Raw genomic sequence first — 15633 nt, 5'->3', positions numbered from 1 at the left:
TATATGGCTGTTTTAAATAATTCCCCTGTCTCTGAGATAACGGGAAAATTCATAACTGGTTGATTGCATCCTTCCATCCCTTTGATTAGCAAAATCCCTCATAATATCGTAAGTGGGATAGGCAAGGGCGATTAATAGTGCTAATGAACCAATGGTTTTTGTATATTTATTCCACATCGTTATATTTCCTCACGGTTGCAAACTAGAAAAGATTGGTTATTTATTGGGGCAAAAAATATCATCTCTATGGATGGATTTAGTTAGAAAAATTTTACGGTTTTTACTTAATTATTGACGATTACTATTATGGTAAGGTTTCCTAATTTTTTTCCAATGTCCAATGTCGGTTTGAGGATTGATAAATATTTACTTTTTGCCATTGTAGCTTATGGATGATTGTTTTTACTTCCTCAATGGTCAAGGAGGCATGGAGGGAGTCTTGGAATAGTTGTTTTTGTCTGGGGCTATAGTCTAGGTTGGCTTGGGCGACGATGTCTATCACTTCTTGGGAGGATGTTGGCCGTAATAAGTCCCTAATAATTACTTTACCTTCTGGTTTAACTACTCGATCAATTTCTTGAAATAAATCAAAGGGGTTTGGTATGTGGTGGACTAAACTATTGGACATGACAACATCGAAACTGTTATCTTCATAGTTGAGTTTTTTACTATCTGCTAATTCTAGTTTTATCTGTGAATTTTTTCTGGCTAAATCAATATTTTTTTGAGCTATTTTTAACATGGAGGGGGCTAAATCGATCGCCCTTATTTGACAATCGGGACGCATTTGTGAAAATATAATTGGTATCCTAGCAGTTCCCGTGCCTAAATCAAGAATTAAACTATTTTGAGGGGTTATCTCACTGACTAAGAGGGCAAAATCTCGGTTAACCTCCTTAAAATCCATGGCATCATACTCCATGGCTTCCTCCTCATTGTCCATTACTTCTGGTTCTAAAGTGCGATCGATCATAGGGGTAAATATTAAGTATTAGGTCAAAAAGCCCCAGCCAATGAAACAAATGGGCATGATATAGCGTCTAAAACCATAGGCTTACTTCTTATAAGTCAAAAGCATACCATAAATTTCTTTCTCCACAAAGTTATGAAACGTCCTTTTTTTCATATATTCCTTTCCATTACCGTTGCCCTCACCGTTATTTTTAACAACATTACCGTTAGCCATGCCCTTCCTTGGGGAGAACTATTTTTACGGGGAATCCAAGTAATCCAAATCAATAATATCTCCGACAATCAAGAAGTAGAATATGGTAAACAAATGCGCCAACAACTTATTAACAGCGGTAGAGTAAAAGTTTATCGTAATCAAAACGTCAATCGCTATGTTAATAATATCGGACAAAGATTAGTTACCGTGAGCGATCGCCCCAACTTGCCCTATACTTTTACAGTGGTAGAAAATGACCAAATTAACGCCTTTGCCACCATGGGCGGTTTTGTCTATATCAACACAGGATTAATCCGCACCGCCTCCAACGAAGCAGAATTAGCCAGTGTTATCGGCCATGAAATCGGCCATGTCGTCGCCAAACACTCCCAAAAACAAATCCGTCAACAAGCCGTAACCCAAGGATTATTGAGCGCCGCAGGATTAGGTAACGCCCAAATAGTACAACTAGGAGTAGCCGCCGCCGTCAGTTTGCCCAATAGCCGTCAAGACGAATTAGAAGCCGATACCCTCGGATTAGACATCATCACCCAAGCCGGATACGCCCCCAAAGCCATGCCAGACTTTATGCAAAAACTTGATAGGGGAGGCAGGGCAAACATTCTTAGCACCCACCCCGGGGCAGGAGAAAGAGTTATCGCCCTTAACAGACAAATTCCCCCCGCAGCAGCTAACCAAGGATTTGGCTTAGATGAAGCCCAATATCGCAACAATATTCGCCCCCTTTCCCCCCGTTAATACAAATCGCCACTTTCTTGGAGAGAATGTAAGCGGTGATAGATACCCCCTTGACTAAGTAATTGCTCATGGTTACCTACCTCCGCAATGCTACCGTTATCAAGCACAATAATTTTATCAGCTTCCCTAACCGTGCTTAGACGATGGGCAATAATGATGGTGGTGCGAGTGCCAAAAATGGATTTCATCGCCAATTGAATTTCTCTCTCTGACTCATAGTCAAGGCTGGAAGTGGCTTCGTCAAATATTAATATATCAGGATTGACAATTAACGCCCTGGCAATGCCTAACCGTTGTCTTTGCCCCCCCGATAATCTAACCCCCCTTTCTCCCACAATGGTATTATATTTATCGGGTAATTTTTGAATAAAATCATCCACACGGGCGATCGCACAAGCCTGTTTAAGTTCTGCTAAACTAACATCAGGATTACCATAGGTCAAATTATCCACGATACTACCATTAAACATATCCACCTCTTGATGTACAATAGCCATACGGCGACGATAACGGCTAATATCAAAGGTTTTAATATTTTGACCATCCAAGAGAATTTTTCCGTCCAAGGGGTCAAAATAGCGAAATAAGAGCTTAACCAGAGTAGATTTACCAGAGCCTGAACGTCCCACCAAAGCCACCGTTTGATAAGGCTCAACCTTAAAATCAATATTATTTAACACCAAATTATCACGATGATAACCAAAAGAAACATTTTTAAACTCTAATTTTCCCGTAAATTGATAAGGGTTTTTGGGTAAATATTCAGGAATTAAACTAGAAGCATCTTGCCCCGCCGGTAAATTCATAAACTCATGGAAACGAATCATAGAAGCATAACGACGCGCAAACACCTCCGCTAAATTGCTTAAAGGTTCTAACTCCGCATATGCCATACTAGCAAGGGTATAAGTGGTAATAAAATGCCCCAAAGACATTTCCCCTCGAAAAGTGGGAATTAATACCCCCAAAAAAACCAAAAACAATGAAAGTTGCACGACTGTGCGATTCCACGTGGCTAATTTTACATAACCTAAATGAATTCGATTGATAACCACTTGATATTCACGGTTAAAGCGCTTATTTTGCCTTGCTAATTCCCTTGATTCTGTGGCAAAAGCCTTAACAGTTTTTATGTTAGTAATAATTTCTGATGTCCTACTCTCTGTATTTTCTTGATGGGCATCTAATCTTTGCTCTTGAATAATTAATTTTTTCAGGTGAAAAAAGGTAAGCATTAAAATTAGGAAAAAAGAGATAATAAAACCGAAAGCTAACCATTTTTCTATGAGAAGGATTACCACAAAAATACCTAATACCCTAATTAATTTAGGAATAAATTGCCCTGAAATTTCTGGATATGTCCAAGTATGATTAGAAATTCCCCTAGCGATTCTTCCTGCTATTCTCCCAGGGTTATTTTCGTCATAAAATCCGAGGGGCAAAGTAAGAATTTTTTCAATGACTTTTTGAGAATAATCTCTCCTTGATTTTAATGTAATTTCCCAATGATACCAAGAACCAATCCAAGGTTGTATGGGTGCTCTGGCTACGGTAATGATAAAAATCAAACTACATAAAATGATTAAATTAATGGTTTGGGGGTCATTATTTAAATTTAAAAAATTAGCAATGGATATTATAATATTTTCTAAGAAAAGATCAATTTTATTACCTGATAATACGTTTAAAATTTGACCTATTAAATAGGGAACAGCTAAATCAATTATTTCAAATAGTCCTGATGCCCCTATACTCAAAAATACTGTTATTTTATACTTATCGTAATAGCCGATTAAGTCTTTAAATGATGCCATTTTCTTTTGTTTTTATTATGTTAATAGGTTGATTAAAATTGATGTTTATTTAAAATGAACTTTCATAAATAAGACGTTGAAAATATCATAATTGTGGGCATAATACCCCAGTCAAAATACAAAAAAAAGATCTTTTTTAAGCTAAAAAATAATTAATCTGAGTTCGGGATAAAATTGATAGTGTTGTAAAGGTGTTACGTGAAGGAATTTGCAAAACCCTTATTTTTATATGAACTTCAGAAAATTTGTTACATATAGATTGTATCCCAGTGACCCACTAACAAAGGCTGATTGTGTTTTAAACCTAAAACCTATGTTAATATCCATAGGGGTCATCAGGGGTGGGAACGACTTCTACATCCGAAGCATTTAAAACTAAGTGTCTTACTTCTCTTTGAGTATTCGTAATGGTTGTAGCCAAGGGAGGTAAGGTTTGAGTCATCATTTCTCCTTCTACCCTTAACCAAGTATCAGGGGGATAATTTTCCCTCGACTCAGGTAGCTTAACAGGAATACCCACAGGATAAGCATCCACGGCACAACAGGTGATTATAAAACGAGATAAATAAACATAATCTTCGGGGAGGGAGTCTAAATGCACCACAAATCCTGTGACATCAGCTTTTTGCCCTTTGTAGGTATCAGGTTCGGGATATACGTGTAGGGTACGTACCCATTCAATGATAGTTCTTTCTTCTGGTTTTGTTCCTGCTCCAAAAGATTGAAGTTGTAGGGTGACAGGGGGTAAAGAATCCACAAGCCCTCGTTGCATGGCACTTTGACTATTTAAAATCATGGGTTCAGTTACTAAGCCAAATACGGCAACGATGATTAAAATAGAACTACCCCACCCTTTGGGTAATAATAGGATAGAGTTTTGATTATCACTTCTCATATAAGTCTTACGGCGATAATATCTTAGATAAATTTGTAAGACTTTGAGTGCTGAAATAATTAATAAAACAATACTGGCAATGAAAACTAATAGGAAGTAATTGGGATGAATTAATCGATTTAATTCCCCTGTTGCCCAATATTTAAACAATAATAACCCCCAAAAGAAGAAGGCTGAAAGGTCTAGTAGCGGAAAAAATAATAGGTTTTTCTTAATAGTCTTCATTATGGAGTTTTAATATATAATTAATAATTTCACTAGAAAAAATAACTATAGGAAAGGGTAAAAATAAAGGTAAATTGGGCAATAATTACCATTAAGTAAAAAATCATTCGAGGCTTGAAAATTGATAACATTAGGCCCATGGCTTTAATATCAATCATGGGGCCAAAAACTAAAAATGCGACTAGGGAAGCGGTGGTAAAAGTGGAGGAAAAGGAAAGGACAAAAAATGAATCAACGGTAGAACAAATTGACACCACCGAAGCTAATACCATCATGGCAATAATTGATGTTACGGTGTCTTGTCCAATATTCAGAATGATTTCTCTAGGTATAAATACTTGGATACAAGAGGCGATCGCACTTCCCAAAATCAATACACCCCCTAAATCCCGTAACTCTTGGGTAACATTTTCAATAAAAAGATTAAATTTGCGCCCTAGGGCTTCCTTTTTTTGTTTTTTCTCTTGGGCTTTTAACAAATCATCATCCATTTTGATTACCTGCCCGGGTTGCCCTAAAATAAAACTTCCTGACTGTAATAAACTATAGTTATTAGCCATGGCGTTAATGGGCTTATTTTTAGCTTGGGTTTTGGCTTCTAACAACACCGTTAACCTTTTAGCAAGGGAAGGTTTTAATAAAGGACGACAATCTTTTTGTAAACTGAATAAACAACCCAATACAATGGCAATGGTTAAGGAAAAAATAATTCTCAACCAAAAAATTTCGGGTTGCCCCCTAAAAGCTACATAGGTTGACCATAATACCACAGGATTGATGGTGGGAGCGGCCAATAAAAAAGAGATGGCCACTGAAGTTGGTAAACCCTGTAAAAGAAAACGTCTAGCCACGGGGATATTACCACATTCGCACACGGGAAAACAAAAGCCAAAAAAACTACCGATAAAAGCCCCTAAAATGGGATTAGATGGCAGTAACTCGATTAATTTACCCTCATCGAGAAAAACAATTAAGCTACTAGAAAGTAATACCCCAAATAATAAAAAGGGCATCGCCTCTACTAACAGACTTATAAATAAGGTTAAAGCACTATATATCTGATGATCCATGGGGTTTATTTTATCCTGTGCATCTTTTTTTTGACCTTAAAAGTCGCTCAAAGGTTCACAGTTCACACTTTATCGTTATAATCTTACCCCATAAACCATTGATCGTGAATAATTAACCATACTCAGACATGGTTATTTCTGGTTAAGACTAAAGTTTAATCAAAGGCTAGTTTCATACCTTTTCCCGTGGCAATGCCACCCCCGTCAACCACAAGATTATTATCTTTGTCAAAGGCTTCATAGGTTATGGTGGAGATAAAGGATTTTCCGTCATCGTTAAGGGTGATATTTTCGGTTAAGACTCCCCTAGTAGAAGGAATCCAACCGCCCCAAACATCATCCATGGTGGCGTTTTCTGGGGGTTGAGTTGCGTAATATTCGTATTTGGCTTGAAATTCGTTCTCATCTAGTTGTCGCCAAATGCCGTAAGCAGGAGGCACGGGGGGCGCTCCATCATAGTTTGATGATTCTGTCATTGTACCGCCTAGATTAAAGCTATACATAAATTCTAGGTCTTTTACTTCTGCGAATCCCCCTGTAATAAATTGTACGTGCGATCGCCATTGTCCGATCAGTTTATCACTGGTTTGAGCCTGAGCATCCCGACTCCATAAGGGATTACTGATTATTAGAGGTATTAAGACAGTCAACAAGATAAAGAAACGATATTGACTGACTAACCGAGAGAGTTTTGATATTAATTTCATAACAATATCTTATTCCATAAATATGAGCAGATTATATAGCAATTTTGTTCAATGATTCAGTTAAATTGATGATGTCTGACTTAACGTGATGACATCAATACAATAAAAATTGGTACGATTATCTAGTTTTTATTTATTTTTTTTCGCAAAATATCACCAAGATTATATGTTTTTATAGCTTGTTGAGCTTCTATATGTTGATTTCAAATTTTTATTTTATTTTTAAGTGAAACCAAGTTTTTTTGATGCTATGATAAAAATTGAATTATAAACCAATTTTTTTTGTTATATAAAACACTATGCCCATCAAAATAGGAATAAATGGTTTTGGTCGTATTGGTAGATTATCCTTACGGGCAGGATGGCATAATCCAGCCATTGAATTTGTTCATATCAACGAAATTAAAGGGGGAGTAGAGTGCGCTGGCCACTTACTAGAATTTGACTCCGTCCATGGTAAATGGGATAAAAACGTTGAAATAAAAGACAATAAATTAGTCATCGAAGAAAAAGAGATCACATTTAGTGAATATGCTACCCCCCAACAAGTGCCATGGGCAGATTATGGGGTGGATATTGTCATCGAAAGTTCTGGAAAATTTCGCACCCCCGAAACCCTCAATCCCTACTTTGAATGTGGCGTAAAAAAAGTCGTAGTAGCAGCGCCTGTAAAAGAAGACGCTTTAAATATTGTCATGGGAGTCAATGATCATTTATATGACCCTCAAAAACACCATATTTTAACTGCTGCCTCTTGTACCACCAATTGCTTAGCCCCTGTGGTGAAGGTAATTCAGGAAGGTTTGGGTATCAAACACGGGGTTATTACTACCATCCATGATGTGACTAACACGCAAATTGTCGTCGATGCCCCCCACAAAGACTTGAGAAGGGCGAGATCTTGTTTGCAATCCCTTGTACCAACGACCACAGGATCAGCCAGTGCGATCGCCCTTATTTACCCAGAACTAAAAGGAAAACTTAACGGAGTTGCCGTCAGAGTCCCCATGCTCAACGCTTCCCTTACCGACTGCGTTTTTGAGGTAAATCGTCCAACCACCGTGGCAGAAGTTAACCAACTGCTTAAAGAAGCAACAAACACAGCCCCCCTCCAAGGCATCCTCGGTTATGAAGAACGCCCCCTCGTCTCCATCGATTATAAAGATGATCCTCGCTCATCCATTGTTGATGCCCCTTCCACCATGGTAATTGACAATACCCAAGTAAAAATCCTCGCCTGGTATGACAACGAATGGGGTTACTCCAACCGCATGGCAGAATTAGTCGCCAAAATCGCTCAATCAATTAATTGAGGGAATGGGGAATGTTATTTATTCATAATTCTCCAACTATTACCAAAAAATAATTATATTCCTCACTTATTAAAGGGGGTTTGGCAGGGGTGATTCAAAGTAGGGAGACAAACACTATGAAACATATACTGGCAAACGAATATAGCGTTGTAATAATTTTGAAATTAAGAAGTAGTTAAAAATGTTTAGATTATCAATTTATAACCATAAACCATGGAAAACTGTTCCCTATTCCCCGTTCCCCGTTCCCTGCCCTAATTAAGAGGTGTTAGGGGGGATCAAAAATCACTACATCTATAAAAAAATGGACAAAAACTTAAGAAATTATTGCTTAGTTACCGCCGCCTATTGGGGTTATACCATCACCGATGGGGCATTAAGAATGCTCGTATTACTACACTTCAACAAACTAGGTTATAGCCCCATTGAAATCGCCTTCTTGTTCCTCTTTTACGAAATTTTTGGAGTAGTTACCAACTTTTTGGGAGGTTGGATTGGTTCACAATTCGGCTTACGATTAACCCTCTATGGAGGCATTGGGTTACAAATTTTTGCCTTAGTGATGCTTGGTTTTCTTAACCCAGCATGGGCGGTATGGTTTCAGGTGTTATACGTCATGACATCTCAGGCTTTTTCAGGGGTTGCCAAAGATTTAACCAAGATGAGTTCAAAAAGTGCTGTACGTTTGGTAGTACCAAAGGAAGCGGAATCGAAGTTATTTAAATGGGTTGCCATTCTCACGGGTTCAAAAAATGCCCTCAAAGGTTTAGGGTTTTTTGTGGGGGCAGCATTATTAGAATTAACAGGATTTACCAATGCTTTATTTATTCAGGCAGGGGTATTATTTATCATCTTTTTGACAGGTCGATTGTTGCCTAAAAATATGGGTAAAATCAAAGCTAAAGTTAAATTTAAACAGCTATTTTCCAAGAGTAAAGCTATTAATATCTTATCCCTTGCCAGATTTTTCCTCTTTGGTGCTAGGGATATATGGTTTGTGGTGGCATTACCTGTATTTTTCCAAAGCGAGTTGAATTGGACTTTTATTCAGGTGGGTAGTTATATGGCTTGTTGGGTGATTGGTTATGGTTTCATTCAGTCTTTTTCCCCTGCTATCCTCGGACAAAATAAAAAAAGTACCGCGCCTCAAGCCAAGACTATTCAGATTTGGACTTCAATTTTAACTATTGTACCAGTGGCGATCGCCCTTAGCTTCATGGCAGGATTAGATCCGCAATGGGTAATTACAGGGGGTTTAATCATCTTTGGTATCGTCTTCGCTTTCAATTCCGCCGTCCATTCTTATCTCGTCTTAGCTTACACCGAAGATAATGACGTGGCCTTAAATGTCGGCTTTTATTACATGGCCAACTCAGGGGGAAGATTATTAGGCACTATTACATCTGGTATCTGTTATCAACTCTTTGGCATTGTGGGCTGTTTATGGATTTCTAGCTTTTTTGTCCTCATCGCCGCCCTGGTTTCCTTCAAGTTACCATCTCCCCAAAAACTCCAAACCAAGTTGGAAAGTGGACATTAATGTTAATCTGAGTTCGGGATAAAATTTTCTGGAGTTGTCAGGGAATGGGGAACAAGCAAAAGATAATAATTGTTTACGATCAATTGTTACAGGGTGGATAATAATAAACCCGACAAATCGGATTTGGTGTCAGACTACAATTGAATAACATCACACCCCTAACCTACACCCCCATACTTGTGCTACCCATAACCCGTTATCCCGAACTGAGATTAATTTATTAAAGTTTACTCTCTATTTCATTTATTGAAAGGGTTTCTTGTTTGCCCGTGTCGAGATATTTTAGTTGAATGGTGTTGTTTTCTACTTCACTATCTCCTAAGACTAAACAAATTTTAGCACCCGTGCGATCGCCCCTTTTAAACTGTTTACCAAAATTACTACCTGTCAAATCAAGCTCAACTTTATAACCCTTTTGTCGTAAATCTTGGGCAATGATAAGGGCTTTATTTTCGGCCTTTTCTCCCCTAGATACAAAATAAATATCAGGGCTAGAAGTAGAAAGGGGTTGTAATTCCTTGAGCAAAAGAATTAAACGCTCCATGCCCATGGCCCAACCAATGGCAGGGGTATCACCGCCCCCCAATTGAGACACTAAACCATCATATCTTCCTCCTCCGCATACCGTTGCCTGAGCCCCTAAATCGGCGGATTGAATTTCAAAGGCGGTATCGGTGTAATAATCAAGCCCCCTCACCAAACGAGGATTAAGGTGATAGGTAATATTTAAATCGTTTAGGAGTTGACAAACTTGGTCAAAATGTGCCTTAGATTCTGTGCCAAGATAGTCCAAAATAGAGGGGGCATTTTCCGCAATCTTTTGGGTTTTCTTGTCCTTACTATCTAAAATGCGCAGGGGATTACGTTCTAGGCGCTCTTGGGAGTCTTGATCTAAATCATTTTTATAGGGGGTGAGGTATGCCACCAAGGCATCACGATATTTTTGTCTATCTTCCCCATTGCCCACAGAATTGAGCTGTAAACTGAGATTTTTTAATCCCAACGCCCTTAAAATGTCAGTGGCGATCGCAATTACTTCCACATCAGCGCGGGGGGCTTTTACCCCCAACAACTCCAAACCGATTTGATGAAATTGTCTTTGTCTTCCTGCCTGGGGGCGCTCGTACCTAAACATCGCCCCGGTGTACCACAATCGTTGAATACCATTACTAGCCAACTTATTTTGAATATAAGCTCGTACCGCCCCTGCCGTGCCTTCTGGACGTAGGGTTAAAGTGCGATCGCCCCTATCCGTAAAAGTGTACATCTCCTTACCAACCACATCTGTCGCCTCACCAATACCCCTTTCAAACAAAGAAGTTTGCTCAAAAACAGGCGTTCTAATTTCCTGATAACAAGCCCGAGACAAGATCTCAAAAGCCGTCTTTTCCAAAAACTGCCAATAAACCACCTCATCAGGCAAAATATCCCTAGTACCACGAATTGCTTGAACTTGTTCCATTAAAATCTATTCCTGAAAATAATTACAAAAAATCCTAATAATTAAACCGAAAAATTATCAACAAAAAGTCTCACTTCGTTTAAAAATTCCTCCGTTGACTCATAGGGCAAAACATTACGACCTTTAATTTTTTTACCCTCTAAATTAGCAATATTTTTACTGTATAATTCTATTCTTTGATCAGGACTTTCTTTAAAACCATCTTTACTAACACTACTAGCAGTATCACCCATCAAAAGTAAAATTTTCTGATCCAATTTTTGTAATAACTTAAGATAATTTTTACGCCAAAAACCAGCCAAAAAAGAAAACACAGCAAAACGATTTTTAGGATTAACAGCACCTTTTTCCAACATACTTAACCATTCATCGTCCACATCATCAGGACTAGCAAATAATTGTTTCACAGAAAAAGACTCAATAAACTTTCTTCTCTGAGCATATTTATAAAACAAAGAACCCACAAAAGAATCAAAAAATAAATTCCAAACAATTTCGCTAATCTTGAGATTACCCCCATTAGTCATAATATTCCAAGCAGGAGGGCCAGACAAAATTAAACCCTTAATTAAATCACACTTTAAATCCCCCGCCGCCATATATACAGAAATAGGGAAAGAAGCCCCTTGAACAACTAAAATACAAGGTTTTTTTACCACATTTTCTAAGAAAAAATTTAACTGCATCGCCCAATCTTTTGGATCATAAGCAATTCTAGGTAAATCACTCTCTCCACAGCCCAGCAAATCAGGATTATAAACCTTATAACTACCATCGCAATCAGTAATCGCCTTTAAAAAACGATGCCAAAAAATACCCGATAAACCCACCCCAATGGGATGAATTAACACCAACGGTAAAGACTGTGACTCATCATCAGAACTATATTCTGTGTAAGCACATTGATATTTTTTCCAAGTATAAAACTTAGTCTCAGGTAAAGTAAACATAATCTAAAAAATTATCTTAATAAAATCAATTTGAGTTAGAATAGCAGTATCAAAATACTAAACATAATTATTAAAGGCTAACCTTTAATTAACACACCACTAATCATAATTATGAGCTTTTAACTTATGGCTTTTTGTGTACAGACAAAGGAAAAACAAAATTTTCCTCCATAAAACTCTCATCTATGATTAGTCAAAATTATTACCATTCACTGATAAGTGAGTAATCATGAAAAAACTCAACCCTTTGTAGTGTAATGGATAATGAGCCATTAATGGTTAAATAATAAAGGATTGAATGACTATTGAACGCAGTTAAACAAATATCTTTCGTTGTACCTAGCGACTTACTCTGTTTAGGAGAAGTGTTAGGGAAATATGAGGAAGTAAAACCAGAATCTATTGATCAAAGAATTTGGCTAGAATGTCAGTTAGCTTTGGCAGAAGGTTTTACCAATGCGGTTCGTCATGCCCATAAAAATCTGTCTCCAGAAACCACCATAGAAATAGAAATTATCATTAATCCTTCCGATTTATTAATCAGAATTTGGGATCAAGGAAATCCTTTCAGTTTATTATCCCTCAAAGAATTGACTAGCGCAGAAGATCAACTAAAAATCGGGGGTAGAGGTATCGAAATATTAGAGAAAGTTACCGATGAGCTTAAATATGAGCGCTACCCCGACAATCGTAATTGTCTAATCATTAAAAGAAATTTGACTCATTCTCATTAGACCTTTTCTTAAAATATCACAGCGCACCTTACCCAAACAAAAAAAACCACGCTTTTTCCTAAGCGTGGCAAAGAGAAAAATTAACGAAAATGAATCTTATTTATTATCATCATCATCGAGTAAAGCATCAAAATCAAATTCTTCAACATCATTATCATCAGAATTATCTAACTCAAAAGGATTTATCTGGGCATTATCAGAGGAGTCATTAGAATCATCCACCAAAGCATCTAAATCAAACTCATCATTATTATCATCAGATAAATCTAAATCTAAGCTAAAATCTTCATCAGAAGAAGAACTCTCATCATCCATAGACAATTCAGAGAAATTTAACTCATCATCATCCAAAGAAAGTTGATCGTCATTGCTCATCTCGTTGGTAGTAACCTCATCAGAGATGTCAAAGGATTCAAAATCAAGAATCTCATCATCATTAGAATCAGATAACTCCGTTTCAATTTCCCCGAAGATTTGTTCATCACCCATATCAATGGTGGCAACTTCTTCCGATTCTCCATCGTCAAACATGGAAATATCAAAATCATCGCCACTATCTTCGGATATTTCTTCTTCTGAGGAATCATCACCCATGATGTTGTCCATAACATCCGATAACTGCTCTGCGACTCCTTCCACGGTAGCAGAAACATTTTCTCCAAATTCATCGAAAGAGGCTTGAGCATCTTCCACAACTTCCCCCATCCAATCCTCAGTATCCTGGGCTACTTGCTCGGTTTCTTGAGCCAACTCATCGAAAGAGGCTTGGGCATCTTCCACCACTTCCCCCATCCAATCCTCAGTATCCTGGGCTACTTGCTCGGTTTCTTGAGCCAACTCATCGAAAGAGTCTTGAGCATCTTCGGCGGTTTCACCCATCCAATCCTCAGTATCCTGGGCTACCTGCTCGGTTTCTTGAGCCAACTCATCGAAAGAGTCTTGGGCATCTTCGGCGGTTTCACCGATCCAATCTTCACTATCTTGGGCTACCTCCTCAACATTATCGCCAAAATCGGCTAAAGATTCTTCCGTATCCTCAACAATTTCTTCTCCCATTTCTTGGGCTTCTTGAGTAAAAGAGGATTCTTCCTCAGATTGATATTCTTCGGCTAGTTGTTGAATATAATCCCCTGGAATTGCTGCGGTTTCCAAGTCTAACTGGGTTTCGGGTAATTCCTCTTGATTTTCATATTCTTCCCTAACGGCTTTAACTTGATTTTCTAATTCTTGTTGATAGTTACTGGTTAATTCTTCAATGTGGGCTTGATAACTTTGTTCTAAGTTTTGTTTTTCTTCCTCTAGTTGAGAACTTCTCTGTCGCAAAGATTCCATTTCAGGCTCTAGGGCTTGTAGTTGAGCGACTTGAGCGGCGAGGGATTCAATTTGACTTTTTGCCTCATCCAATTCGCTACTATCTGCAGATGCTTCCTGGGCTTCGGTGAGGGCGCTTTGTAGTTGATTATTTTGTGCCTCTAGTTCAACAACTTGGCCGTTGAGGGCTTGAATTTGGTTCTCATAGGTATCTTTTTGTAGGGAGATGGTTTGAGCCGATTCGGCTTGATATTCTTGTCTGAGGGATGTGATTAATTCTTGTTTTCTAGTTTCAAAGTCTTGTTCGGCTTGTTTAAGGGCTTTTTGTTTTTCTTTTTCGATTTCTTCTGGGTTGACTTTGTCTTTACCCACAAAAAACATAATTACGACACCGACTACGATGCCGATAATTGCACCAATTGCTATTTGCATTTTTTATGCCTCCGCATTTATATTATTTTTATTTTCTATGAACTGTTTGTTATTTTTAGTCTAAAAGTATTATATTGATAAAACTTATTTAAGAGTCTTATTTTCTTATTTTAAGTATTTTTACTTATGAGCGTTATATGCTTCATAAACACCTTGAACGTTATACCAGTTAAGGAAAATTCGAGCAATTTCGAGGGCTAGTTGCGGTTTTCCTTGATCGATTAACCATTGTAATAGTGGTTTCATGGTTTTTTCGTTAAGTCTCCCCCCAAGGGAAAGAATACCCCAGAGGAGACGATGAATCCAGGTCATTTGAATCATCATTTTTACTTCATAGGTGGGATGTTTTTCATAGAATATCACTCCCATTTTTCCCCGTTGGATTTCTTGTTCGATGAGTTTGGGTATTTGTTCGAGGTTGAAGGGAGGATGCCAATGGTAACCTACGGCTTGGGGGGTTTTGATGAGTTTTAGTCCTAATTTTTTTAGTCTGACTCCTAATTCTAGGTCTTCCCAACCATATTGACGAAAGTTAGGGTCGAATTTTCCTGCTTTTTCTAACCATTTTTTGGCGATCGCCACGTTACCTGTGGCAAAATAAGCGGCGGAATAATCGGTAATTTTATAAGGTTCTGAGGTAGGATTATCGAAGTTGGCGGTATTAATTACGGCTCCGTAGGTAAAAATGCGATCGTGTCCTAGTTTTTGTTGAGCTTTGATTAAACTTTTACTATGGGCATCAAGAAAAGTGGGAGTAACCACCAAATCACTGTCGATGAAAATAATGGTATCTCCTTGGGCTTTTTCTATGCCTAGGTTACGGGCGATCGCCGCTCCCTGATGATTTTGTAAACAAAGATTAACATGGGGAAGCTCGGCCTTTTCTTGCTCAAGCCAACTGATAGTATCATCCGTAGAACCATCATCCACCACCACAATTTCATAACCATCAATCAAATCAGAATCATAATTCTGTTGCTCGAGCGCCCTTAAACACTTTTGCAAAATTGGCAGACGATTATAAGTAGGAATAACGATACTAAAAAACACTCTTTTGACCTAAAATAAATTACCTATGATTTTACCCTAGATTTTATCTAACCATATCTCCTCAAGGACAGTTAAGTTGACACTCCTCGGCGTGAACGCAGGAGGATTCTTGGTTCAGTGATTCATCTTACCCTAGCAGGTGTTGCCACCAACCAAGATAGAGGACAAATCTCCCCAAGCGTTTAAGTCCAATAAATCAGACT

At 38.1% G+C, this 15633-nt stretch carries 14 protein-coding genes; 4 read left to right on the top strand and 10 right to left on the bottom strand.

What is annotated here, in order from left to right; genetic code table 11:
• Positions 1–12: 12 nt before the first annotated feature.
• Together IQ215_RS09600 and IQ215_RS09595 are read right to left on the bottom strand one after the other, a co-directional pair.
• Entirely contained in the window at positions 13–177 is a 165-nt protein-coding gene (locus IQ215_RS09600; protein WP_193801092.1) for a hypothetical protein, read from the bottom strand.
• A 142-nt stretch (positions 178–319) separates the two neighbouring features.
• Positions 320–970, bottom strand: a complete 651-nt coding sequence (locus tag IQ215_RS09595; protein WP_347239027.1) for a class I SAM-dependent methyltransferase — start codon at positions 968–970, stop codon at positions 320–322.
• Between the two features lie 135 nt (positions 971–1105).
• Here IQ215_RS09595 and IQ215_RS09590 point away from each other — a divergent pair, with 135 nt between their 5' ends.
• Entirely contained in the window at positions 1106–1927 is an 822-nt protein-coding gene (locus IQ215_RS09590; protein ID WP_193801090.1) for a M48 family metallopeptidase, read from the top strand.
• Here the strand turns inward: IQ215_RS09590 and IQ215_RS09585 are convergent.
• The 4 genes from IQ215_RS09585 to IQ215_RS09570 all read right to left on the bottom strand — a co-directional run bounded on the left by IQ215_RS09585 (position 1924) and on the right by IQ215_RS09570 (position 6638).
• Positions 1924–3741 (bottom strand): ABC transporter ATP-binding protein, encoded by a 1818-nt coding sequence (locus IQ215_RS09585; RefSeq protein WP_193801089.1) that lies wholly within the window; start codon positions 3739–3741, stop codon positions 1924–1926. The two genes, IQ215_RS09590 and IQ215_RS09585, sit on opposite strands and share 4 nt — an antisense overlap.
• Positions 3742–4057: 316 nt before the next feature.
• Complete coding sequence (locus tag IQ215_RS09580) at positions 4058–4861, bottom strand: TIGR03943 family putative permease subunit (RefSeq protein WP_193801088.1); 804 nt, start codon at positions 4859–4861, stop codon at positions 4058–4060.
• Positions 4862–4893: 32 nt separating this feature from the next.
• Positions 4894–5931, bottom strand: a complete 1038-nt coding sequence (locus IQ215_RS09575; RefSeq protein WP_193801087.1) for a permease — start codon at positions 5929–5931, stop codon at positions 4894–4896.
• 155 nt (positions 5932–6086) lie between these two features.
• Positions 6087–6638 (bottom strand): hypothetical protein, encoded by a 552-nt coding sequence (locus tag IQ215_RS09570; protein WP_193801086.1) that lies wholly within the window; start codon positions 6636–6638, stop codon positions 6087–6089.
• Between the two features lie 299 nt (positions 6639–6937).
• Between IQ215_RS09570 and IQ215_RS09565 the strand changes: the two genes are divergently transcribed.
• Positions 6938–7951 (top strand): ArsJ-associated glyceraldehyde-3-phosphate dehydrogenase, encoded by a 1014-nt coding sequence (locus IQ215_RS09565; protein WP_193801085.1) that lies wholly within the window; start codon positions 6938–6940, stop codon positions 7949–7951.
• Between the two features lie 304 nt (positions 7952–8255).
• On the top strand, positions 8256–9491 hold the full coding sequence (arsJ, locus tag IQ215_RS09560) for an organoarsenical effux MFS transporter ArsJ (RefSeq protein WP_193801084.1): 1236 nt from the start codon (positions 8256–8258) through the stop codon (positions 9489–9491).
• Positions 9492–9711: 220 nt separating this feature from the next.
• On the opposite strand, the gene hisS is transcribed toward arsJ, so the two are convergent.
• Together hisS and IQ215_RS09550 are read right to left on the bottom strand one after the other, a co-directional pair.
• Positions 9712–10953 carry a histidine--tRNA ligase gene (gene hisS, locus IQ215_RS09555; protein ID WP_193801083.1) on the bottom strand — a complete coding sequence of 414 codons (1242 nt, stop codon included), beginning with the start codon at positions 10951–10953 and terminating at the stop codon, positions 9712–9714.
• A 41-nt stretch (positions 10954–10994) separates the two neighbouring features.
• Positions 10995–11903 carry an alpha/beta fold hydrolase gene (locus IQ215_RS09550; RefSeq protein WP_193801082.1) on the bottom strand — a complete coding sequence of 303 codons (909 nt, stop codon included), beginning with the start codon at positions 11901–11903 and terminating at the stop codon, positions 10995–10997.
• Between the two features lie 305 nt (positions 11904–12208).
• On the opposite strand from IQ215_RS09550, the gene IQ215_RS09545 reads away from it, so the two are divergent.
• Positions 12209–12637 (top strand): ATP-binding protein, encoded by a 429-nt coding sequence (locus IQ215_RS09545; protein ID WP_193801081.1) that lies wholly within the window; start codon positions 12209–12211, stop codon positions 12635–12637.
• Between the two features lie 96 nt (positions 12638–12733).
• Here the strand turns inward: IQ215_RS09545 and IQ215_RS09540 are convergent, their stop codons facing one another.
• Both IQ215_RS09540 and IQ215_RS09535 read right to left on the bottom strand, forming a co-directional pair.
• Positions 12734–14380, bottom strand: coding sequence for a hypothetical protein (locus tag IQ215_RS09540; RefSeq protein ID WP_193801080.1), 1647 nt, complete (start codon positions 14378–14380; stop codon positions 12734–12736).
• A 120-nt stretch (positions 14381–14500) separates the two neighbouring features.
• Positions 14501–15430: a glycosyltransferase gene (locus tag IQ215_RS09535; protein WP_193801079.1), complete on the bottom strand. Its 930-nt coding sequence runs from the start codon at positions 15428–15430 to the stop codon at positions 14501–14503.
• Positions 15431–15633 lie beyond the last annotated feature (203 nt).

Source organism: Cyanobacterium stanieri LEGE 03274 (assembly GCF_015207825.1).
Taxonomy (GTDB): domain Bacteria; phylum Cyanobacteriota; class Cyanobacteriia; order Cyanobacteriales; family Cyanobacteriaceae; genus Cyanobacterium; species Cyanobacterium stanieri_B.
Note: the sequence above shows the minus strand (reverse complement) of the source record. Positions and strands in the feature narration are given on the sequence as shown.